Source organism: Pseudomonas kilonensis, from assembly GCF_001269885.1.
GTDB classification, from domain to species: domain Bacteria; phylum Pseudomonadota; class Gammaproteobacteria; order Pseudomonadales; family Pseudomonadaceae; genus Aquipseudomonas; species Aquipseudomonas kilonensis.
The window spans coordinates 155,055-177,493 of record NZ_LHVH01000016.1 but is presented as its reverse complement, the minus strand read 5'-3'; the positions used below and the strand labels follow the sequence as shown (position 1 = coordinate 177,493).

Here is a 22,439-nt window from a genome sequence, read left to right as displayed (position 1 = left end):
AGCAGGCTCGCTCCCACAATTGGACCGGAGTACGACCGGAAGAGCCAGGTCGGCTATGAGGCCGCCTCGCGACGGACGTTGATCTCGGCGCCCCGTTAACTACGATGGCCGAACGCAGGCATTGCGTAGTGGGCAACCCGGCATGGATGCCGGGTTAGCCGCGCTGGGCCATGGATGGCCCTTCGCGGCGGCCCACGGAGCAATGCCGGAGTGAGGGCACACCGAGCCTAGGCGAGGTGCCGAGTGGTGGGGCAAAAGCGTTTTGCTTACTTTTGACTGGGCCGGCTCCCGGGCTTCTCAAAAGTGAGCCGCCGTCAGGGCGGAACCCTAAGTGGCCGTTACCGCAGCGATGGATATGTACTCGGCCATAATCCTGGCCAACTGTCAGACTGACTTCGTGCGCAAGCTCCTATTCAAAAACTCAGGTATCTGATCTTCTAAATAGATTCCAAGGCGCAGGCTACACAGTGGCGAAAGGGTTCACTCTCCTATACGTGGTCACAGCATGCTATGCCAACAACGACTCCACGCCGATACCGTGTGGGCCGCTCTCCCTCTCGGGTGCGAACACGCCAGTGATAACTGCGGCCTCTGTCCTGCGCGCACCTCCTATCTGAGGCCGAATAATTGTTTGCTGCGCGACAGCGCAGCGTCGGCGACTCCCTCGCCACGGGTTTGTCGGCGGTCTTATAGCGACGCCCTGACCACCAGCGGGCAATCCACCGGCTGGGCGCCCGATACCTCGAGGTTCTCGATCAGGTGCCGGGCCGCCTGGCGACCGATCTCGTAGTACGGCAGTTGTACGGTGGTCAGTGGCGGGACGAACAGTTCGGCGATGCCGATCATGTTGTCATAGCCGAGCACCGCGACATCGCCGGGAATTTTCAGGCCGCGACCCAGCAACAACTGATAGGCGCAGAAGGCGATGCGGTCGTTGCCGCAGACCAGGACGTCGAATTGCGGACGGCCGTCAACGATGTGCCGGTCGAGAATGGCGGCGGTTTCACCATAGGCGTCGTGATCGGAAAGGTCGTATTGCAGGAGTGCTTCAGGTGCCAGCCCGACGGCTTGACAGGCGCGTTGCAAGCCTTGCTGGCGCAGACCCCAGGCAAGACTCTTCCTCGGTAAATTGATACACAGCGGGCGCCGATAGCCTTGGCTCAACGCATGCTGCATGGCTCGATGCTGCCCGGCTTCATCATCCGGCACATAACTGACCAGGTGGCTGTCATCGGCCAGGCAATTGGCGAGCACCAGCGGTTTGCTCTTGAGTCGCTCGGGAATGCTCACCTGGCGCAATCCCATGGCACTGAAAATCAACCCGTCGGGGCGGTGCGACAGCATCAGGTCGATGTTCTGGTCGGTGGGCGGGTTGCTCAACAGGTTGAGGATGAAGACGTTCCAGCCTGCCTGCTGCGCGGTCTGTTCGATGGACAGCAGCAACTCGACGGCGAACGGTGTGGTCGCGGTGTCCAGTGCGAACACACCGATGGTGCGCGCCTGCAGGTTGTCGCCGCGCATCCTGCGCGCCGACAGGCTCGGTACGAATTGCAGTTCCTCAATGGCGCGACGTACCCGCTGAAGGGTTTCGGGGCTCAGTTTTTCCGGCGTGTTGAGCGCGCGCGAAACCGTCATCAGGGATACGCCGGCCAGCTGTGCAACGTCTTTCACTGAAGTCATGCGAAGTGCGGCCAGTCAGGTTGACGCAGAATCATGACACAGGCCCTGGGCTTCTCGCGACTCCAATGGCGGTACTCACAGCCAGCCCGAGTCCAGCGGCCACGCCTTGGGGATGGCGACGCGCCCGCCAGTGCCGTTTGCCAACAGTTTCACCCCGAGGCTGTCGGGCCGCGGATAGAGGCGGCTGCTGAAGCTGAAGCGGCCGTTTTCCTCAAACACCTCGATGGACGAGCGATCGAGAAATACCCGCAGGTGCAGTTGCGTTTGCGTCGGCTCGATCGACACGCTGCGCTGACCGCTCACTTGCGCACCCGAGCGGCTGCGATCGAGTACCAGGCGTTGCAGTGACGCGTCGTAATAGAGCAGGGTTTGCTCCTGCTCATCGGCACTGCAGCGCAAGGCAATGCCCAGGTGGCCTTCGGTGCAGCCGAGCAGATCCAGATGCACATGGATCTCCAGCCTGTCGCCCTGCACCTGCGGCACCCAGCGGCTGCCCGACTCGCCCCACGGCGCGATGCTCGGCAGCGGCGCCTGGCGCAGCGCGGTCAGTTCCCGTGCCGGAAACACGCCAAGGCGATCGCCCTGCAGTTCAAGCTCGCGGGGCAAGCCGAGCATGCCGCACCAGTGATGGGCCTGGCTCGGCATCGGGCTTTCCCACATGTCCAGCCAAGCCCATACCAGGCGCCGACCATCGGCGGCCTCCAACGTTTGCGCGGCATAGAAATCGTGACCGTTATCCAGTTCGATGAACGGCCCGCCGGTGAAGTGCCATTCGTTGTCGAGCCGGCCAATGCGATAACCGGTCTGGTACTTGTTGAGCCGTTCGTAACCTTCGGGTTGCATGCCCTGGGGGGAGTACAGCAGCACGTCACGCCCGTTGAGGCGAAACAGGTCCGGGCATTCCCACATGTAGCCATCGCCCTCATTACCGCTGGACACGTAGTCGAGGAACTCCCAGGTGTGCAGGTCGGTGGAGCGGTACAGCGGCAGCAGCGGTTTGTCGCCCAGGCGCGCGCCGGCAATCAGGTACCAATGGCCGTCCTCCTGCCAGACCTTCGGGTCGCGAAAGTGCATGATCGTTTCTTGCGGCGCGTCTTCGATGACGGCGCCATGCTTGACGAACCGGATGCCGTCGTCACTGGTGGCCAGGCACTGGACCTGGCGGATAAAGCGCTCGTCACCCACTTCTCCCAGCCAGGTGTGCCCGGTGTAGATCAGCGCCAGGGTGTCGCCACACACCACCGCGCTACCGGAAAAACAGCCGTGGCGGTCAAAGTCATCGCCTGGCGCCAGGGCAAGGGGCAGATGCTGCCAATGGACCAGGTCGGCGCTCTTGGCGTGGCCCCAATACATGGGGCCCCATTTGGCATCGAAAGGGTGGTGTTGGTAGAACACGTGATATTCACCACGGAAAAACACCACCCCGTTAGGGTCGTTCATCCAGCCCGCGACAGGCGCCAGATGATAGTCAGGGCGATAATCGTCGATGAGACGAGACTGACCTTCACTCAGCGCCTGCTGCGCATGTTCAAGGGGGGAGGGCATGGGGGCGTTCATGGCATTTACAGACACAGTCATAGGGCGCCTGCTTTTGGCGAGCGCTGTGGGACGTCCTCCGGGAGGACTTCAATAACAGCAGGGTGGCGTCTCAAGGCCGTGCCATCTGCGTCGAACAGATGCACGCTGCCGAACGCCAGTTGCAGTTCAACCCGATCGCCCACTCGCCATCCGGCGTTGACTTCGCAGCGACAGATCAACGGTTCATCCTCGCCTGACTCCAGGTGCACGTAGGTTTCGCTGCCCAGGTATTCGACCCCGACCACGACGACCCCAGCGCTGCCTTGCGCCGCTTTGAGCGACACGTGTTCCGGGCGAATCCCCAAGGTCAGCGGACTGTTCGCGGCCAGGTGGGCGCTGTCGAAAGGAAGGGGCGTCATGCCCAATAAAGGGCTGTCGATCTGGCTGGTTTCACCTGGGGTGTGCAGGCGCGCCGGCAGAAAGTTCATCTTGGGCGAACCGAGGAAACCGGCGACAAAGCGGCTGGCCGGGTGCTCGTAGAGTTCGCGTGGCGAGCCGACCTGTTCGATGCGCCCGCCATTGAGCACGACAATCTTGTCCGCCAGGGTCATCGCTTCAACCTGGTCGTGGGTCACGTAGATCATGGTCGAGCCCAGGCGCCCATGCAGCCGAGCGATTTCGTTGCGCATCTGCACGCGCAGGGAGGCGTCGAGGTTGGACAGCGGCTCGTCGAACAACAGAATGTCCGGTTCCCGCGCCATGGCCCGGCCCATGGCCACGCGCTGGCGCTGTCCACCCGACAGTTCCCGTGGCTTGCGTTGCAGCAGTTTGTCCAACTGCAGGATCTGCGCGGTTTTCAGCACTCGCTCGCGCAGGGTGGTCTTTTCGGTCTTGGCCAGTTTGAGGCCAAAGCTGATGTTGTCGTAGACGCTCATGTGCGGGTACAGCGCATAGGACTGGAACACCATGCCGACGCCACGCTCGCGCGGCTCCAGGTCATTGACCCGGCGTCCGTCGATCAGCAGGTCGCCGTCACAGATCGAATCCAGTCCGGCGATCAGCCGCAGCAAGGTCGACTTTCCGCAGCCCGAAGGGCCGACGAAAACCACGAATTCACCTGCCGAGATTTCCAGGCTGACGTCGCGAAGAATGCGTGCGCCGCCCAATTGTTTGTTCACGTTGTCCAGCTTCAACTTGATCACGATGCTGTTCCTTTCTTATCTGTGTTGGGCCTCAACCCTTTAACGCGCCGGCAGTGAGGCCGGAAACGATGCGGCGCTGGAAGACCAGCACCAGAATCACCAATGGAACCGTGACCAGCACCGACGCCGCCATCAACAAGCCCCAAGGCAATTCATGGGGGCTGCCGCCGGAAATCAGCGCGATGGCGACCGGGACCGTGCGTTGCGAGTCGGTCAGGGTGAAGGTCAGGGCAAACAGGAACTCGTTCCAGGCGGCGATGAAGGCCAAAAGCCCCGTGGTGACCAGTGCCGGCCAGAGCAGCGGCAACAGCACGCGGGTCAGCGTGACCCAGGGTGACGCACCGTCCATGATGGCGGCCTCTTCCAGCTCATGAGGCAGTTGCCCCATGAAGGTGGTCAGTACCCAGACGGTGAAGGGCAGGGTGAAAATCGTGTAGCTCAGGATCAACGCCCAGGACGTGTTGTACAGGCCCAGGGCACGGATCACTTCGAACAATCCCGACAGCACTGCGACTTGTGGAAACATCGAGACGCCCAGGACCATCATCAACACCACGCCGCGTCCGCGAAACTTCACGCGGCCCAGGGCATAGGCGGCGGTCAGGCTGAGGAACAACGCCAGCGCGACCACGCTCAGCGCAACCACCAGCGAGTTGCCGATGGCCCGCAGGAACGAGGCCTGGCTCAGCACGGCGGCATAGTTGGAGAAGTCGGGGTTGTCGATCCAGTAGCTCACCTGGAACAAGGCGCTGGACGGCTTCAGCGACGTCACGATGGCGTAGTAGAACGGGAAGACCGCATACAGCAGCAAGATCCCGATCAGGCACCAGAACCCGGCGCGCAGCAGGGTTTTTTTCAGCAGGCGCGGGCTCATGAGCGAACCTCCAGTTGACGGCGTCCGAGGTACAGGTACGCCATGGCGATGACCGCCACGACCAGGAACAGCAAGGTCGAAGCGGCGCTGCCGTAACCGACGTCCTGGAATTCCACAAGGTGCTGGCGGGCATAGACCGACATGCTCATGGTGCTCGATGAGTTCGAGGTCAACACATAGATGACGTCGAACACTCGCAAGGAATCGAGGATGCGAAAGATCGCCGCCACCAGCAATGCTGGCATCAGCAGCGGCAGGGTGACCCACCAGAACACTTTCACCGGGTGAATGCCATCGACCCTGGCGGCTTCGTAGCAGTCGCTGGGCAACATCTGCAAGGCCGCCAGCATCAGCAGCGTGACGAAGGGCACGGTCTTCCAGACGTCGACGACGATCACTGCCCACATCGACAGGTCGGCGTCGGCTGTCCAGGCCAGGGGCGCATCGATCAGGCCGAGGCCGAGCATTATGTGATTGATGATGCCGAACTGGTCGTTGAGCATCCATGACCAGATTTTCGCCGAGACGATGGTCGGGATCGCCCAGGGGATCAGGATCAACGCCCGCACCAGGGCGCGTCCGGTGAACTTGACGTTCAGCAGCAACGCCACCAGCAGCCCCAGTACGATTTCCAATCCCACTGACACCACGGTGAAATGCAAGGTGTTGCGCACCGCATTCCACCACTGTGGGTCGACCAGGATGCCCGACCAGCCAGCACTGCTGTGAAACAGATAATTGCTCAAGCCGACAAAGCTGGCATCGCCCGTGTCGGCCAGGCTGGCGTCGGTCAGGCTGAACCAGAATGTGCGCAGCAGCGGCCAGGCCGCCACCAGGGCCAGGCACAGCAACATCGGGCTCAGGAACAGCCAGGCGGCGCGAACGCGACGGCGTTGTACCGGCGTTTCCCGAGTGAGCAGGTGCTCGTCGTCGCCGGGGGCGAGTGTAGTGGAGACAGACATGGTGTTTTCCTTCCTTGTGGCTTACCAGTTCCGGCGTTTGATGCGCGTAAGTTCGCTTTCCAGTTCGGCCAGCGCTTGATCGACCGGCCGTTCGCCCGCCAGCACGCCGTGCACTTGATCGAAGAACGCATTGGAGACCCGTGGATAGCGGTCGGCGGTGATTGAAGCAGGGCGCATGACCCCATCATTGAGGATGCTGCGCAGTTGACTGTAGTAAGGCATGGCCGCGAGCAACTCGGGATCCTGGTACAACGACTCGATCACCGGGTTGTAGGCGCCAACCAAGGCGCGGTGTTTCTGCTGTTGGGCGCTGCTCAGGTAGCTCACCAGCTCTGCGGCGAGCTTGGGGTTGGCGCTGTAGCGCGACACCGCCAGGCCCCAGCCGCCGAGGGTGGACGCATGGGTGCCCGTCTCGCCGCCACGGGGCAGGGGCGCGACGCCGACCTTGTCCTTCACGACGCTGTCCTGGCTTTGCACCAGGGCCCAGACATAAGGCCAGTTACGCATGAACAGCGCATTGCCCGACTGGAAGACGCCGCGTCCTTCTTCCTCGGTGTAGTTGAGTACGCCACGCGGGGAAATGTCTCCCACCCAGCTTTTGGCCAAGGTCAATGCGGCCCTTGAGGCCTGGCTGTTGACCACGATGTCGCCTTGCGGATTGACCAGCCCGCCTTGCGGCTGGCTGCTGATCCACTCCAGTGCGTTACACGTCAGGCCTTCGTAGGCGCGCCCTTGGAATACATAGCCCCAGGCATTGGCGTTCCCAGCATCACGCTCGGCTTGCTGGACAGTCTTGGCGGTAGCCGTCATTTCTTCCCAGGTCTGGGGCACGGGCTTGTTGTACTTCTCGAGCAAGTCCTTGCGGTAATACAGCAGCCCCGAGTCGGTGAACCACGGCATGGTCACCAGGCGCCCGTTCACCGTGGCGTTGTCCACCTGGGCCTGGAAGTAACCTTGGGTAGCGTTGGCAGGAAGCACCTCGCGCAGGTCCATCAAGTGTTTGGCAAGCATTCCCGGCCACACCATGTCGATCTGGATGATGTCGATGTCGCTGGATTGCGCACTGAGGATCTGTTGGTAGAACGACAACCGTTCGGTTGCCGAGTTAGGGGTGGAAACCACTTCGACGCTGTTGCCGGTCTGCTTCGACCACGCCTCGACGGCCTCCTTGCACAGTTGCAATTCAGCACCCACGGCACCGCAGGAAATCGTCAGGCTGGCGGCTGTGGAGAGGGATGGAAACCCGACGCACAGGCCGAGCAGTGCCGCTGGAAGGATCGATTTGAGCTGTTTCATAAAGCCCTCTTTATTTTTGTTTTTAGAAAAGTTAACGTTAACATCGCCAAATGTAGCAGTGTATTTGCGATGAGGCATCCTTTTTTTCCTTGGGTCTGACAATTCAGAACCTGGGCAAAAAGGCCGGTCGCGGCAACAGAACAATAAAAACAAAACAGGGAAAAACCACATGCAGAAAGCATCAAGCTGGCTACTCGTAGGTGTGCTCGGCGCCTCGGCGACCACTTCACAGGCCGCGACTCTGGAAGAGCGCATGGCCGCGTTCGAGGCCCGTGCCAGTGCAGCGGAAAAGCGTGCCGCCGCCGCCGAACAGCAAACCCAGGCACTCGCCAGGGAATTACAGCAACTCAAACTCGCCACGCCCGCCGTGCAACCGGTGGCGTCCGCCGCTACGGTCCCCACGCTCGACGCTCGCCTGGCCAAACTCGAAGCCAGCCAGCAAAGCACAGAGAAGCAGGGCAGTGGTGCGCACCTTACCGACGGTTTCAGCTTCAAGGGCTACGCCCGCTCCGGGTTGCTGATCAATGATGGGTTGGGCGGTGGTCGTGGCGGTCCGTACACCACTCCGGCCGGTTCTGTCGGTGGCGCTGTCGGGCGACTCGGTAACGAGGACGATACCTACATGCGTATCGACCTGTCGAAAGAGCAATACGCGCAGAACGGTACCCGCTCCAAGTTCACGGTTTCCATCGCCGATGGTGTGGAGAGCTCCAACGACTGGACCGCCGATGAAAGCAACCTGAACGTGCGCCAGGTGTTTACCGAACTCGATCACCTGGCGGCATTCAAGGGCAACTCGATGTTCGAAAACTCCACCCTGTGGGCTGGCAAGCGCTTCGACAGGGACAATTTCGACATCCACTGGCTCGACTCCGACGTTGTCTATCTGGCTGGCACCGGTGGCGGTATCTACGATATACAGATGAACAAGAACTGGCGCTCGAACTACTCGTTGATCGGTCGCAACTACGGTGATTTCAGTGAGGGCGGCGTCAATGCCGATGTGGAAAGCTACATCCTGACCTCCAACCAGTTTTTCGACAATGGCCAGTGGCAGTGGATGTTCAACGCCATCGGCTCGAAGAAAAACGACTTTGCTACCCGCACCAACGAAGCGGGGCTGGCGCCGGCCGATTCCGGCTTGCACAGTATGGTTGCCAATCACCAGAAAAACTTTTTCGGCCGCGAAGGCTTCTTCAAGACGGCGCTGCTCTATGGCCAGGGATTGGGGGCGGAGGTCAAGAACGTCGGTGCCGATGGCGAATTGATCGACGATGCCCGTGCCCTGCGTCTGGCGCTCTACGGCGAGACACCTATAGCGTCCGACTGGCGCATCGGCCCGAGCCTGCTGGCTGAGCAAAGCAAGGACCGCTACGTCAAGGGCGACGATTACCGTTGGATGACCCTCAACGTGCGGTTGGCCAACGAAATCAACAGCAATTTCGAGATGGCCTACGAGATGAGCTGGCAAACCATGCAGCTCGACCCCAAGGGTTACATGCAACGCAATGCGGTCGACGGCAACTTCTGGAAGTTCACGGTCGCCCCGACCTTCAAGCCTGACCTGGGCGATCTGCTTACGCGTCCTGAGCTGCGCCTGTTCGCCAGTGTCATGAACTGGTCTTCGGACCTGGACCGGTACAGCACCACCGACTCCTTCGGCAAGACTGACTTCAACGCCGGCGGTACCTGGCAGTACGGCATCCAGATGGAAACCTGGTTCTGATGCCGGCCAGTTGAAGCCTGTGGGAGCGAGCAAGCTCGCTCCCACAGGAGCTGGGGCTATCGAAGCGCATTTAATGAACCCAGGTCCATCCGGGCAGGTCACTCGTTTGTCAGGAACGACAACATGATGGAGCCGCCGATGCGACCTATGTACTTCACCAGCCTATCCTTTACCGCGCTGCTGTGCGTGGCCTGTTCAAGCCAACCGCCCGCTACATGGGGCTATGCCGACGCCCAGGCACGAGCCAATCTCCCCCCCGACCAAGCCTATCCCGAACTCTTTGAAGCGGTGCAACGCGAGCAGGTGTTCACTGACCAGAAGCATTTCGTGGACGCACTGCCCAACCGTGATCCAGCGCAGATCCGCGCCGATTACCTGGCCCGACGTAACCGCGATGGCTTCGATATCAAGGCCTTCGTGAAAGACAATTTCATCGAATCCGGCGAAGCCGAAAGCCCGGCACCCAAGCCCGGCGCTCCGATCGAGGCACACATCGACAGCCTTTGGCCGGTACTGAGTCGATCCTACAGCCAGGTGCCGGCCTACAGCAGCTTGTTGCCCCTGCCGCAGCCCTATGTGGTGCCTGGCGGACGTTTTCGCGAGATGTATTACTGGGATTCGTATTTCACCATGCTGGGGCTTGAGCAGAGCGGCGATAAGGCTCAGGTCCGGCAGATGACCGACAACTTTGCCTACATGATCGACACCTACGGCCACATTCCCAACGGCAATCGCACCTACTACTTGAGCCGGTCGCAGCCGCCATTTTTTGCTTACATGGTGGAGTTACAGGCGCGTATCGAGGGCGACCAGGCCTATGGACGATACCTGACGCAGTTGCAGAAGGAGTATGCCTATTGGATGGAGGGCGCCCAGTCACTCAAGCCCGGTGCGGCTGAGCGGCACGTGGTCAAGCTTGCCGATGGCAGTGTGCTCAACCGCTATTGGGATGCCAACCCGACGCCTCGACAGGAATCGTGGTTGCAAGATGTCCGCACTGCCGAGCAGGCGCCGGAGCGGGCCAGGGAAGAGGTCTGGCGAGACCTGCGCGCTGGCGCCGAAAGTGGCTGGGACTTCAGCTCGCGCTGGTTGGACGATGGCCAGAACCTGGCGAGTATTCGCACCACGGCCATCGTGCCCGTGGATCTGAATAGCCTGATCTATCATCTGGAAAACACCATCGCCAAAGCCTGCGAGACGGTGCAGAACAGCCCCTGCGTCCAGGCTTACGGCCGGCGCGCCGAACTGCGCCAGCGTGCCATCGAGAAGCACTTGTGGAATGCCGACAAAGGTTTCTACGTGGACTATGACTGGCAACGCAATCAGCCACGCCAGCAGCTTACGGCCGCGACGCTTTTCCCGCTGTATACGGGGCTGGCGTCTGTCGAGCATGCCAATCGCACTGCCGATGCGGTACGTGACGGCCTGTTGCGCCCCGGCGGCATCGCCACCACCCAGGTCAGTAATGGCCAGCAGTGGGACGAGCCCAATGGCTGGGCACCGTTGCAGTGGGTGGCGGTGGAGGGGCTGGACCGATACCGGCACACCGGCCTGGCGCAGCAAATTGGCAGCCGCTTCTTGCAGCAGGTCGAGAACCTTTACCGCAAGGAAAACAAGCTGGTGGAGAAATACGATCTGTCCGGGCGCGGAGACGGCGGGGGAGGCGGCGAATATGAACTGCAGGACGGCTTCGGCTGGACAAATGGGGTGACGCTAAAGCTGCTGGGTAAATATGCTGAAACGTCGTCAAGCCTTATGAGTGAGTGAATGCCACACACATTCCCTGTGGGAGCGAGCCTGCTCGCGAAAGCGGTGGTTCAGCAACATTGAGGGTGGCTGACACACCGCCATCGCGAGCAGGCTCGCTCCCACAGGGGATGTGTATGGGCTCGCTATTCATGCACCGTCACCCGATTGCGCCCGGTCTTCTTCGACGTATACAGCGCCTGGTCCGCCCTGGCGATCAGGTCGGCGTGGTCGTTCGAGGGTTGGCTCAGGTCGGCCACGCCCAGGCTGATGGTGAAACGGATGGTTTGGTCGTTGTACACCACCTCCAGCGCCTCCACGGAGTGTCGCATGCGTTCGGCGAAAGTGAGTGCACCGCTGCTGTCGGTATCTGAAAGCACCACGCCAAACTCTTCACCGCCATAGCGCCCGACCACATCGGAGTCGCGCGCATGTTCGAGCAGCAGCCTGGCGACTTGCTCGATGACCTTGTCGCCGGCCTGGTGACCGTAGGTGTCGTTGACCCGCTTGAAGTGATCGATATCGAGCATCACCAGGCTCAACGCATGGCCGTAGCGCTGGTGCCGGGCGTAGGCGGCTTTCAGGTTGGCCTCCCAATGCCCGCGGTTGTACAGCCCTGTCAGCCGATCGGTGCTGGAGAGTTCCTGCAACTGCGCGTTGGCGGCCTGGAGCTGATGCCGGTTGGTGGCGACGTCGGTGACGTCATAGATCACCAGGCAGATGTGCTTGATGGTGTTGTCAGGCGAGCGCAGCGGCAGCAGCGTGGTGTTCTGGTACATGAACGCTTCCTGGCCGGTGATCGGCTGGTAGCTCTTGAACCGAATCAGGTACGGGCGCTGCTCCCAGACCGTGAACGCTGGCGTGCCCAGGGTCGCGACACTTTCCACCTTGCGGCTGAACCACTGGCGATCGACTTCAGGGAACAGGCTGAAAAAATGCTGATTGTGGGCATCCTTGGGCTGCACCCCGGAGCGATTCTCCATGAAGGTGTTCCAGACCTGCACGCGGTACTCGCGGTCGAGCACCACGACACCGACGTCGATGCTCTGAACGATGGCCAGTAACCAGTGAAACTCGTTCAGATCGATGGGATCGTTCATGGCTCAGCTCATCAGGTAGGCGAGTTTGTGGGTCAACCGTTCGATGGAGTCTTCCGTGAACAGCAGCAACAGGTCGAAGCGAATATCGTGCCCTTCCAGGCTGTAGCTGATTTCCACTGCCAGGGTCTTTTTCCAGTGCTTGCGGTTGACCTGGATCAGGTCATCGATGGCCGCGTGCTGGCCGAGGATCTGCGGATGACCCTGGGAAAACACCACATCGATCTGTTCGGCAATGCTGCTCAGGCACGCACCGATCAAGACGCTGGAAAGGTCCAGCAACATTTCCAGGTCTGAATAATCGGCGCTCTCGCGCTGCATCAGTTGCGCGATGTCGGCGATCTCCGAGTCGTGGAATATCAGCAGGGCTTCGCCGGCGATGCCGCTGCCGATAAAACCCTGGCAGATGGCCGTGAGTTGCTCGGAGCTGCCAACGTCGTTCAACGCCATATGCAGCTCACCGACCTCGAGAATGTTCACGTTCGGCACCGGCAACTGCACAAAGACCCCCAATACCTTGGCGATCAGGGCCGCTGCCCGGCCGATGGCCACGTTGACCGTCTCGCGGAACACATCGTGAAAACTGATGGCCACGTTCGTGGTCGAGCGATTCTGCAACGGCACCTGGCTGGCTTGGGCCAGTAGCCCCAGCCGCTCCAGTGTCTGGCGCAGTTCGTTTTCGTCGAACGGTTTTTTCAGGAACGCCAGCGCGCCCAGCTCAAGCACGCGGCGCACCGCCTCGTCCTGGACGTCACCGGAAATCACGATGACTTGCGCCTTCAAGCCCTCGGCGCGCAAGGCGCTCAACACCTGGTAGCCATCCATCTCCGGCATGGTCAGGTCGAGCAGCACCACTTGCCCCAGGCCTTGGCGTATGGCGTCCATCGCCTGGCGCCCGTTGACCGCCTCGGTGACCGAAACCGGCCAGTCTGTCGGCAGCGCGCGCAACACCTGTTTGCGCGCCATGTTGGAGTCGTCACACACAACCAGGGGAATCAACGGCACAGGGGCATCCATTGGCGTTCAATGGTAGGGAAGGTCCTACGTACATCATTCATAGGCTGGCAGGGGCCCTTTGATTAACGAACAGGATTTATCAGGCGTCGCGTCCTGCATGAAAGACTTGCAGGGCACTGTTGTATTAAAAACTGGACCAATAAGTCAGGGGAGTCAACTGCACTTCGTCATTACAATCGGCGCAAAGCCACGGTCGGCGTGCCGATTGGCAGTGGCAGGCGCAGTTTGTGGTCTATAGTTTTCTGCAGGTTCGGAATCCTTCAGTGCCGGCGACCAGGAACCACGTACGCCTCGCAGCGTTACCGCGTCGGATACCCGCAGGCCGTCAGCAGTGAACAATGCAGGGAGCACACCATGGCGATCCAACGGGCGAGTGTACTGACGTCGGCCCAGGATGTCGCCCCTCGTGAAAACGCCCAGTCCGATGCGACGAGCAATCGGTTTCGGCGCCGCGTCGACCAGGTCCAGGAAGCCTACATTCTGTTCCCGCTGCTGGCCGTTCTGCTGTTGTCGGTCATCTGGGCGGGCACCCTGTACCTGATCGAACTCGAACAGGCCCGCGCGCAGCAAGGCATCGCCGAGGCGAGCCTGGAAATCGGCGCCACCTACGAAGCGCAGATCCTACGGGCGGTGCGTGAAATCGATCAGACCCTCAAGCTCGTCAAGTACACCTACGAGTCCGAGCGCGAGCCAAACCCGCTGCCCAAGCTCAAGGCACGTGCCTTGCTGCCTTCGCCTTACTTGTTTGATGTCAGCGTGGTTGATGCCAGTGCCCTGGTCGTGGCCAGCACCCAGTCGAGCGAGGTCGGAAACCGGATCGCCAAGGATGAGCTGCAAACGGTGGGGCGTGACACGGCACTGTCGATCAGCCGCCCATGGAAAAGCCCGGCGACGGGGGAGTGGAAGTTGCGTTTCAGCCGGCGGCTTGACACGGAGGCTGGCGCATTCGCCGGGATCGCCATGGTTGAAGTCGATGCGGCCTATTTCGTCAGCAGTTATGACACCTCGAAGCTTGGCAATCAGGGCTTGCTCGGCCTGCTGGGCATCGACGGCGTCTTTCGGGCACGGCGTAGCGGGGAAGCGATATCGGCCGGCGATGAGGTCGATTACGCCGCCGTGGTGCCGGACACCGAAAACACTGACGCCGTACGCTTGATCAACGGAACGGACGGTGTGCGGCGCTACACCAGTGCCCGTCAACTCTACGATTTTCCGCTGGCGGTGATCGTCGGGTTGTCCGAAGAAGAACAATTGGCCACAGTGACGCGGCAAGCGCACACCTACCTCTGGCGCACGGCGGGCGGCAGCCTGTTGCTGGTGTTGTTGGCGGGGCTGCTCGCCCGGATGAGCTGGCAACTGGTGCAAAGCCGTCTGCGCGCTGGCGAAGCGAAAATTGCCTACGCCGAAAATGTCGAGTATCTGGCCTATCACGACGGCCTTACGGCTTTGCCCAATCGCAGTCTGTTCAGCATGTTGTTGAGCCAGAGCATCGGCGAGGCAAGTCGTTATCATCGGCAACTGGCGGTGCTGTTCCTGGATCTCGACCGCTTCAAGCAAGTCAACGATACGCTTGGGCACGATGCCGGCGATCAATTGCTCAAGGAAGTGGCGCTGCGACTCAAGACGTGTCTGCGCACCAGCGATACGGTGGCCCGATTGGGCGGCGACGAATTCGTGATCCTGCTGCCGGAGCTGTCCGATGACAAGGACGTGGCAACCACCGCCCAGAAAATCCTCGGCGCCATTGCCCGGCCTTTCAACCTTCAGGGCCAGGAGTTCCGGGTGACCGCCAGCGTCGGCATCAGTGTCTTCCCACAGGATGGCCTGGACGAGCAGACACTCAAGAAAAACGCCGATATCGCGATGTACCAGGCCAAGCAATGTGGCAAGAACAACTTCCAGTTCTACTCCGCGAAGCTGAACGCGGACTCACTGGAGCGGATGACGCTGGAGCTGAGCTTGCGCCACGCGCTGGAGCGCCACGAGTTCCAGCTTCACTACCAGGCCAAGCGAGATATTGGCAGTGGTCGCATTACCGGCATGGAAGCGCTCCTGCGCTGGAACCATCCGGACCTGGGTATCGTGGCACCGATGCAATTCATCCCCGTCGCCGAAGAGACCGGTTTGATCGTGCCGATCGGCAAGTGGGTGCTCAAGACCGCCTGCCAGCAAAACGTGGCCTGGCAGCAACAGGGATTGCCGCACCTGGGGGTCGCCGTGAACCTCACGGCACGGCAGTTTGCCGATGAGAACCTGCTCACGGACCTGGCTGAGATATTGGCCGAAACCGGTATGGATGCACGTCTGCTGGAGCTGGAAATCGCCGAGAGCCTGCTCATGCAGGACGTCAAGAGAGCGTTGAGCGTGTTGACCGGGCTCAAGCACCTGAAGGTCCGCATCGCCATCGATGATTTCGGCATTGGCTATTCTTCGCTCTCTGCCCTCGAACAGTTTCCGCTCGACGTCATCAAGATCGACCGCTCGTGTATCTGCGATACCAGCAGCGTGTCGGAAGACAAAGCCTTGACCGAGGCCATTATTGCCATGGGCCGGACCCTCAGCCTGACCGTGGTGGCCCAGGGTGTGGAAACCAAGGAGCAGGCCGATTTCCTGCGCGACAATGCCTGCGACGAGTTCCAGGGCTTTTACTTCAACAAACCGGTTCCCGCCGATCAGTTCAAGGTATTGCTGCAAGCCCAGGCGGCCGACACGGATCTCGATACGTAAAGGCCCGTACTCATTGTGGCGAGGGGATTTATCCCCGCTGGGTCGCGAAGCGGCCCCAACACTGTCGATTCAATTTACTAGGCAAACTGGGATTTCAGATTTTAGGGCTGCTGCGCAGCCCAGCGGGGATAAATCCCCTCGCCACAGATTCATCTGCTTTCTCAAGTGAACGGCAGTACGTGCTTATTGCGGGTCAAGCGGTAGTGCCCTGACGCTGCCGTCCACCTCCCGAGCATCGATATAGCCAATGGTGCCGGGGTTCTCTGCAACACGCTTCTTGACCTCCGCGCTGTTCGAAACAGCCTGCGGCGGTTGGCCCCTGCCGGTAAAGATGATTTTCGACCAGTGCGCCTTGAGCTGGGAGGCGGACTTGCCGGTGAACGTTGTGTAGAACTCATCGCGGGTCGGCGAATCTTCCGTCAGGTCAATGGGAATTGCCTGTCCGCCGTCGGGGAAACGACTGGTCTTGCCGAGGAAAATATCCGCCACCTGATTGGGCGCGAGCGCTTTCACCGGGCTGGACGTGGCGACGACCACGGCCACCTCGGCCTTGACGGCAGCGCTGGCTGCGCACAGGGCGAGCCCCGCTACGGCGAATCCGATGAGCCTCACAAACCCCATGGCCTGCTCCATCAGAATACAAAATCGACAGCTAGGCTGATGACGTTGAGTGAGCCCCCCGACGTGAAGTCCGGTTGGGGGTTGATCAACGGACCGACCGAGTTGCCCTTGAAACGTGTGTGATCGTATTGCAGTTTGGCGTCCATGTTCTTGGTGAAGTCCCAGCGCACGCCCAAGGAAAGGGTCTGCTGGCCTTCGTTTGAGCCCAGGACAGAGTTGAGCGCACCGTTGAGCTGCTCGGCAACCCCCGCCAGGGCGGGCGGCAAGGCCGATGTCGTCAAGCCCGGGCTGGAGACTTCTGTTTCGGTCCTGGATCGAGCGTAGGTGACATAGGGGGTGAACGCTGCAACGCGGTACCCGCCGCTGATGTACCAGCCACTGGTCCTGCCCAGGCCGGAACGGCTATCCAGACGCCCCCATTCGCTCATGACGAACCAGTCGCCCGGGTCATAGCTGGCGCCCACTCCGAAGAATTCGACAGGCGTGTCATCGGAGTCGTAGCGATCAGCGATGGCGATGCCTTCGGCACCGAACTCCCTGAACGTATCGAAGAGTGAATTGAACGGCTCCAGGGTCAGGTCGGCTTTCATGAAGGAGATGCGCGTGGTCAGGACGCCGAACTCGGTGGTGTTGGTGACCCCCCAGAAATTTCTCGTCAGTACCTTGCCGGCGCCGTCAGGCTGACGGGTGTCGTTCTGGCCGTAGTGCGCCTGCACGGTATTGGTGATTTCATCGACACGAAACCGGTAGCTGCCATCAATGCCGTCGCTGCTGGAAATCGGCATCAGGCTGTAGACCTCCATGGGCGCACGCACCCAGGGCAGGGTGTAGCCCACTTTTCGAGTGTCGGAGACCAGGAAAGTCGGCAATACGGTACGGCCAATGCGGGCGTTCAAGTCCGGCGTGAACTGGTACTTGATGTTGGCCCACTCGACAAAGGGGCGGTAGCTGTTGTCGTAGCGCTGCTCTGAAATGACCTGTACCACGGCCGACAGCTGCGGGGTGAACGTGGCAGTCAGTTGGGCACCGATCAGGCTGTCGACGTCGGCGCTCCAGTTGCGTGAATGACCGGCGCCGTTGGGTTTGAAGATACTGGAGGTGAAGTCGGCTCTTTTTTCGCTGGAATGGACGATCCCCACCGTGCCGAAGCTGCTTAACGAGAACATATCGGCGGCGTCGGCGCTGGCGCCGCCGGCATACAGCGTCACGACTGCCAGGACCAGGGTATTGGGTCTTGTCACCATAGGGTCAACGTGACCTCGTTGCATGGATCGCCATTCGTCTGTTCCTTGTAACGGTGGCTGAAACTGCGCGCTACCACGCACCGAAGCGTAGCCTAGATCGCCAATTTGAGCGTAAAGGTCGCACCTGTTCCCGGGCCATCGCTATGGGCTTCCAGCGAGCCGCCCATCTCCATGGCCGCCAGCACGCAGCTGTGCAGACCAAAACCATGGCCATCCTTGCGCGTGGTAAAGCCATGGGCAAAGATCCGCGTCAGGTTCTCGGGCGCTATGCCTTCGCCGTTGTCGATGACCTTGATGACCAGGGTGTCTTCTTGGGGGATCTCACTCTGAAGGATGATTTGAGGGGTGAACTCCGGCCGGTCATTCATGGCTCTGCTGGCGTTTTTTATCAGGTTGATAAGGATCAGCAGCACCCGGTGCTTGTCCAGTTGCAGCAAGGGTGTTTCGGCCAGGTTTCGCACCACGGTTATCCGATGCGCCGCGATGATGCCGGCGTTCATGCGCAGGGCATCCTCGATCAGTTCCTTTATCTGCACGGTTTCGGCAAGGCTGGAGGGGCCTGCATACGATTGCTGGGCGGAAACGATTTCCTTGATGTGGTCAACGCTTTTACTCAGCTGGCCGAGTTCCTCGGTCATGCTCTGTTGCTCGACCGCAAGCGCGTCCACCAGTTGGTTCAGGTAGCCGGGCAGCAGTTTGCCTTTTTCGTCGTGGGAGATGAAGTCGCCGAGGTCCTCGGCATGTTCGTTCATCATCTGCACCGCCTTGCCGAGCCCCAAGGCCTTGCTGGTGCGCAGCTTGCGGGTGACCAGGTCGGCGGAGATATTCACGCTGTTGAGCACGTTACCCACGTTGTGCAGGACGTTGGTGGCGATTTCGGCCATGCCGGCCTGGCGGGCGGCCGCGGCCAGTTGCGTCTGGGCTTCGGCGGCGCGCAAACGGCTTTGCGCCAGTTGCCAGCTCATCCGGGCGAGCAGGCTCACCAACAACACCAGCACCAGGCTGCCGCCGGCGGCGCGCCAGAGATAGGTACGCGCTTGCTGGTTCACCGCGGCCAGTTGCTCTTGCTCGGACAAGCCGACAATCACCGCCAACGGAAAGTCGTAGAGCTGACGGGCACTGGTGTAGCGCCGCACCCCGTCCCATCCGTTGACCGAGAGCACGGCCTCGGTGTTTTCGGCGTCTGGCACCACGGCGCTGTAATCGACCGTATCGCCGGCCAGTACCGTTTCCCCGGTGCGCCTTACACGGAAGATGCCGTCGGTGCCAAGGAGCCCGAGCGCACCCTGGTCGCCGAGTTTCGAGGCGTCGTAGCTGCTGACGAAATAGGCGGCATCGACCTCGACCCTGGCGATCCCGGAAAGCCTGCCATCGGCCGCGTCGAGTCGCCGGCTGAAGCGCAAGCGCCATTCCCCGGTGACTGGGCTTTTCCACGGGTGGCTGATGGACAGTGAATCGCTGTGCCGCAGCGTTTGCTGCTCATCCGGGTCCGCGATATTTTCCCGGTCGTTGACCCGTGTGCTTGCCACGAGCCTGCCGTCCGGGTTGACCACACTGACGTCAAACACCAAGGCCGGCGGCAACAAGGCCCGCTCCTGGAGCCGACGCAGGGGATTGGGCTCACCTTCAGCTTCGTAGGTGTATTTGACCAGTTTGAGGGTTTGATCGATTTCGTGAATGGCGCGCAACATTTGCGCTTCGTAGGTGGCGCCCATCTCCAGGCTCGCTGTCGCGGCGCTCTGCTGCGCGCGAAGGTGTTCAACCTTGATCAGGTACAAGGTAGCGGTCCAGATGACCAGCAACAGCAGCGCGGCCAGCAGCGGGAACAGAATGTAGGCTTCCTTGGCCTGGTCGAAGCCGAACCGAAACACGCCGGCCTCGCTATCGCCATCCATCTCTGCATGATGGGCAGGGCCAGGGGCCAACCTCAGTGTTTCAGGCCGCTGGATCGGCATAGTGTGCTCCCTGCATTTCACTATTGAAGGCGGGTGGTTATCCGACGCGGTTTACGGCTCGAGAGGATGTTGCTCCAGGTTGCACGAGCGAAAATATTTCGGATTTGCTAGGAACTATAGACCACAAACCGTACCTGCCAGTGCGCGGTGATACGGATCGGTTTTCTGTATGAACAGGCGCTTGATCGCCCTTGAGGGAGGTAGAAGCCAGTGTCACCCAGCTTCTATTTGGTGCTTGGATTTCTGCTGCGTTACATGGCTCGGTCGACCCCTGACAGCGCCGACCGAGCCAATCTTACCACCTGAAATTAACGGAGGTTACCAACTCGCGCTCGTCGCCGTAGCGGCAGATGGCAGCTTCACAGTAGGTGTACTTCTTGTTCGTCACGTTGTTTGCATTGAGGGCAATGTCCCAGTTCTTGTCGATCTGGTAGCTGGCCATGGCATCGAACAGGGTATAGGCCGGCATCTGCGAGTCGATACCCGAGGCCTGGGTCGTTCCCTTGTAGCGAGCACCACCACCGACCTTCAATTGCGGTAAGCCGAACAGGGCGAAGTTGTAGTCGGCCCATAGGGCGGCCTGGTGGTACGGCGTATCTTCGCTGCGCTGGCCTACTTCGCTCTGGGTTATGCTTTTGGTAATGCGTGCATCGGTGTAGGCGTAGGTCGCAATGACACTCAGTTGTGGCGTCAGTTCTGTTTTGGCTTCCAGTTCCAGGCCACGGGAGCGTTGTTCGCCAATCTGCTGGGGATTTTGGCCTGACAGGTCGCGCTTCAATACGTTTTCTTGCGTCAGCTCATAAACCGCTGCGCTCAACAGCGTGTTGCTGCCAGGAGGCTGGTAGCGAATACCGATTTCGTACTGTTTACCTTCGGTAGGATCAAAACTCTGCCCATCAGTCGCTTCGGCCACCGCGACCGGGAAGAACGATTCGCTGTAGCTGATATATGGGGCCAGGCCGTTATCCGCCTGATACACAAGGCCGGCACGCCAAGTGGTGGCTTCGTTGCTCTGGTGAACCGGCGTTCGACCAGGGGCAAAAGCTTTCTGATCCTGGTCGGCCCAGTCATGTCGGCCGCCGAGCAACAGCAACCAGTGGTCGTCGAACTTGATCTGGTCTTGCAGATAGATGCCTTTTTGCAGGGTGTCGATCTGTGAGCCACGATCACGGATCGGATCCTTGTCCACCACGACCGGTTGGCCGTAGTTGTAGTCACCGATATTGATAGAAGGTGCGGTGCCCCGGAAGTTATGGGAGTCGTACGAGGCATCGTAGGTATCAGCACCCACCAGGAAGGTGTTTTCCACGCCGCCGATGTTCCAACGTGTCTCGATGTTAGTGTCGCTGGCCAGGGCTCTGGAGCGCTCATGCCGGTCGCTGTACTGACGGCGCAGAATGCCCGTGGTGGCCGCGTTATTGATGGCCGTCGTACTTGTCTGGGCCTGCAGATATTTCCATTTCACATCCGCTTCGTAGTAACGCAATTTGTTGCTGATGCGGGTGTGCTCGTCGAAACGGTGTTCGAACTCGTAGCCGATGGCGGACATTTCGCCATTCATATCGTCGTAGTCAGGCTCGCCGATAAAATCGTGGCGGCCGATGGTGAAGGGGCCGTTGCCGACACCTTTGACGAGTTGGTAGGGCAGGGGGGCGGAGAAGCGTGTGTCACTTTTTTGATAGAAGGACAACAATGTCAGCGACGTGTCTTCGTTGGGACGCCAGGTCAGGGCCGGGGCGATGTAGGTCTTGTTGTCGTTGATGTAGTCCTGCTGGGTATCACTGTCGCGCTGAAGCAGGGTCAGACGATAGCTGAGGGTCTCGCTGTCGCCGAGCGGGCCGCTGAAGTCGGCTGTCAGTTGCTTGCGATCATGATTGCCATATTGCAGGCCCAATTCATGCAGCGGTGTTTCGGTCGGGCGTTTGCTGACGCCGTTGACGAACCCACCCGGTGACAGTTGCCCGTAGAGTACCGAGGCGGCGCCGCGGATCACTTCCACGCGCTCCAGGCCGAAGGGTTCCTGGACGCCGTCGTAGGAGTTGTTTTGCAGGCGCAGGCCGTCGCGCAGCGAGCCGCCGGTGGCGGACTCTACGTCGAAACCACGAATGCGGAACCGATCGGAGGTCCGGTTGAAGCTGCTTGGTTGGCTGGTGAAGCCCGGGGTGTAGCTCAGGGCATCGGCCAGGGTGTCTGATTTGCGATCGCGCATTTCATCGGCGGTCACCACGGACAGCGACTGTGGCGTCTCAGTGATGGCCGCGTTGGTTTTGGTGGCGCTGGTGTTGCGCAAGGCGACTTTGCCGTTGACCGGGCCTGTCGGGTTCTCCGGAGCGGCGGCATTGATGTTGATTTCACCGAGTTGAACCGTTGTACCCTTATCGGATGTTTCATCCTGCGCGGCGATCGCCTGCGCTGAAAAAATGCTCCCCAAAGCCAGTGCAAGGGTGCTCAGGTGAAATGCTGGATGACGCATGACGTAACGTTTTTCGGTGCCAACTGTTGTTTTTTTTCCGAGCATCGACGGAGTCCTTGAGTTTACATTTTGGCTTCGGGGGCCTTTATGCCCTGATTCGGTTGGTTCAGCAGACCATCAGGGTTGGTGTCTACTGGCCATATGTTAGCTGTAAATGATAAAGGTTTGCATTAGTATTGTCAGTCTTGTAGGCAATTATTTTATTTTCGACATATTCTGTCGCCCACTTATGCCCCCAGCGGATTCCCTTTGGTTGTACGGGACAAAAAACGATGGGGCATTGCTCGATGAACACATTCGA

The 22,439-nt window shown here is 60.3% G+C and carries 15 protein-coding genes; 3 read left to right on the top strand and 12 right to left on the bottom strand.

Going from position 1 to position 22,439, the window contains the following annotated elements:
• Nucleotides 1-687 precede the first annotated feature (687 nt).
• The 6 genes from AD662_RS06655 to AD662_RS06630 form a co-directional block, all read right to left on the bottom strand.
• Nucleotides 688-1,680 carry a LacI family DNA-binding transcriptional regulator gene (locus tag AD662_RS06655; protein ID WP_018600589.1) on the bottom strand — a complete coding sequence of 331 codons (993 nt, stop codon included), beginning with the start codon at nt 1,678-1,680 and terminating at the stop codon, nt 688-690.
• 75 nt (nt 1,681-1,755) lie between these two features.
• A complete protein-coding gene (locus AD662_RS06650; protein WP_174553534.1) occupies nt 1,756-3,258 on the bottom strand; it encodes a glycoside hydrolase family 32 protein in 1,503 nt (500 codons plus the stop codon).
• Nucleotides 3,255-4,400, bottom strand: coding sequence for an ABC transporter ATP-binding protein (locus tag AD662_RS06645; RefSeq protein ID WP_018600594.1), 1,146 nt, complete (start codon nt 4,398-4,400; stop codon nt 3,255-3,257). The genes AD662_RS06650 and AD662_RS06645 overlap by 4 nt, the downstream gene beginning before the upstream one ends.
• 31 nt (nt 4,401-4,431) lie before the next feature.
• Entirely contained in the window at nt 4,432-5,274 is an 843-nt protein-coding gene (locus AD662_RS06640) for a carbohydrate ABC transporter permease (RefSeq protein WP_018600596.1), read from the bottom strand.
• On the bottom strand, nt 5,271-6,236 hold the full coding sequence (locus AD662_RS06635) for a carbohydrate ABC transporter permease (RefSeq protein ID WP_053179105.1): 966 nt from the start codon (nt 6,234-6,236) through the stop codon (nt 5,271-5,273). The genes AD662_RS06640 and AD662_RS06635 overlap by 4 nt, the downstream gene beginning before the upstream one ends.
• A gap of 21 nt (nt 6,237-6,257) precedes the next feature.
• A complete protein-coding gene (locus AD662_RS06630; protein WP_018600600.1) occupies nt 6,258-7,532 on the bottom strand; it encodes an ABC transporter substrate-binding protein in 1,275 nt (424 codons plus the stop codon).
• Nucleotides 7,533-7,701: 169 nt separating this feature from the next.
• On the opposite strand from AD662_RS06630, the gene AD662_RS06625 reads away from it, so the two are divergent.
• Nucleotides 7,702-9,258: a carbohydrate porin gene (locus AD662_RS06625; RefSeq protein ID WP_033062330.1), complete on the top strand. Its 1,557-nt coding sequence runs from the start codon at nt 7,702-7,704 to the stop codon at nt 9,256-9,258.
• A 138-nt stretch (nt 9,259-9,396) separates the two neighbouring features.
• Nucleotides 9,397-11,025, top strand: coding sequence for an alpha,alpha-trehalase TreA (gene treA / locus AD662_RS06620; RefSeq protein ID WP_053186192.1), 1,629 nt, complete (start codon nt 9,397-9,399; stop codon nt 11,023-11,025).
• Nucleotides 11,026-11,150: 125 nt separating this feature from the next.
• Here the strand turns inward: treA and AD662_RS06615 are convergent, their stop codons facing one another.
• Both AD662_RS06615 and AD662_RS06610 read right to left on the bottom strand, forming a co-directional pair.
• Entirely contained in the window at nt 11,151-12,104 is a 954-nt protein-coding gene (locus tag AD662_RS06615) for a sensor domain-containing diguanylate cyclase (protein ID WP_018600605.1), read from the bottom strand.
• A gap of 3 nt (nt 12,105-12,107) precedes the next feature.
• Nucleotides 12,108-13,118, bottom strand: a complete 1,011-nt coding sequence (locus AD662_RS06610) for a response regulator (RefSeq protein ID WP_024616513.1) — start codon at nt 13,116-13,118, stop codon at nt 12,108-12,110.
• Nucleotides 13,119-13,472: 354 nt separating this feature from the next.
• Between AD662_RS06610 and AD662_RS06605 the strand changes: the two genes are divergently transcribed.
• Nucleotides 13,473-15,845 carry a putative bifunctional diguanylate cyclase/phosphodiesterase gene (locus AD662_RS06605; protein WP_018600609.1) on the top strand — a complete coding sequence of 791 codons (2,373 nt, stop codon included), beginning with the start codon at nt 13,473-13,475 and terminating at the stop codon, nt 15,843-15,845.
• 183 nt (nt 15,846-16,028) lie between these two features.
• On the opposite strand, the gene AD662_RS06600 is transcribed toward AD662_RS06605, so the two are convergent.
• The 4 genes from AD662_RS06600 to AD662_RS06585 form a co-directional block, all read right to left on the bottom strand.
• The gene (locus tag AD662_RS06600) at nt 16,029-16,466 is read right to left on the bottom strand and encodes a type 2 periplasmic-binding domain-containing protein (RefSeq protein WP_018600611.1); all 438 of its coding nucleotides are present in this window, start codon (nt 16,464-16,466) and stop codon (nt 16,029-16,031) included.
• Between the two features lie 11 nt (nt 16,467-16,477).
• Nucleotides 16,478-17,710: a porin gene (locus AD662_RS06595; RefSeq protein ID WP_053186171.1), complete on the bottom strand. Its 1,233-nt coding sequence runs from the start codon at nt 17,708-17,710 to the stop codon at nt 16,478-16,480.
• 92 nt (nt 17,711-17,802) lie between these two features.
• Entirely contained in the window at nt 17,803-19,665 is a 1,863-nt protein-coding gene (locus AD662_RS06590) for an ATP-binding protein (protein WP_053186168.1), read from the bottom strand.
• A gap of 295 nt (nt 19,666-19,960) precedes the next feature.
• Nucleotides 19,961-22,183 carry a TonB-dependent siderophore receptor gene (locus tag AD662_RS06585; RefSeq protein ID WP_082308735.1) on the bottom strand — a complete coding sequence of 741 codons (2,223 nt, stop codon included), beginning with the start codon at nt 22,181-22,183 and terminating at the stop codon, nt 19,961-19,963.
• Nucleotides 22,184-22,439: the final 256 nt, after the last annotated feature.

Coding starts and splice junctions, on each gene's coding strand:
- AD662_RS06655 (WP_018600589.1), bottom strand. CDS start 1,680: ATGACTTCAGTGAAAGACGTTGCACAGCTGGCCGGCGTATCCCTGATG.
- AD662_RS06650 (WP_174553534.1), bottom strand. CDS start 3,258: ATGACTGTGTCTGTAAATGCCATGAACGCCCCCATGCCCTCCCCCCTT.
- AD662_RS06640 (WP_018600596.1), bottom strand. CDS start 5,274: ATGAGCCCGCGCCTGCTGAAAAAAACCCTGCTGCGCGCCGGGTTCTGG.
- AD662_RS06635 (WP_053179105.1), bottom strand. CDS start 6,236: ATGTCTGTCTCCACTACACTCGCCCCCGGCGACGACGAGCACCTGCTC.
- AD662_RS06630 (WP_018600600.1), bottom strand. CDS start 7,532: ATGAAACAGCTCAAATCGATCCTTCCAGCGGCACTGCTCGGCCTGTGC.
- AD662_RS06625 (WP_033062330.1), top strand. CDS start 7,702: ATGCAGAAAGCATCAAGCTGGCTACTCGTAGGTGTGCTCGGCGCCTCG.
- treA (WP_053186192.1), top strand. CDS start 9,397: ATGCGACCTATGTACTTCACCAGCCTATCCTTTACCGCGCTGCTGTGC.
- AD662_RS06615 (WP_018600605.1), bottom strand. CDS start 12,104: ATGAACGATCCCATCGATCTGAACGAGTTTCACTGGTTACTGGCCATC.
- AD662_RS06610 (WP_024616513.1), bottom strand. CDS start 13,118: ATGGATGCCCCTGTGCCGTTGATTCCCCTGGTTGTGTGTGACGACTCC.
- AD662_RS06605 (WP_018600609.1), top strand. CDS start 13,473: ATGGCGATCCAACGGGCGAGTGTACTGACGTCGGCCCAGGATGTCGCC.
- AD662_RS06600 (WP_018600611.1), bottom strand. CDS start 16,466: ATGGGGTTTGTGAGGCTCATCGGATTCGCCGTAGCGGGGCTCGCCCTG.
- AD662_RS06595 (WP_053186171.1), bottom strand. CDS start 17,710: ATGGTGACAAGACCCAATACCCTGGTCCTGGCAGTCGTGACGCTGTAT.
- AD662_RS06590 (WP_053186168.1), bottom strand. CDS start 19,665: ATGCCGATCCAGCGGCCTGAAACACTGAGGTTGGCCCCTGGCCCTGCC.
- AD662_RS06585 (WP_082308735.1), bottom strand. CDS start 22,183: ATGCTCGGAAAAAAAACAACAGTTGGCACCGAAAAACGTTACGTCATG.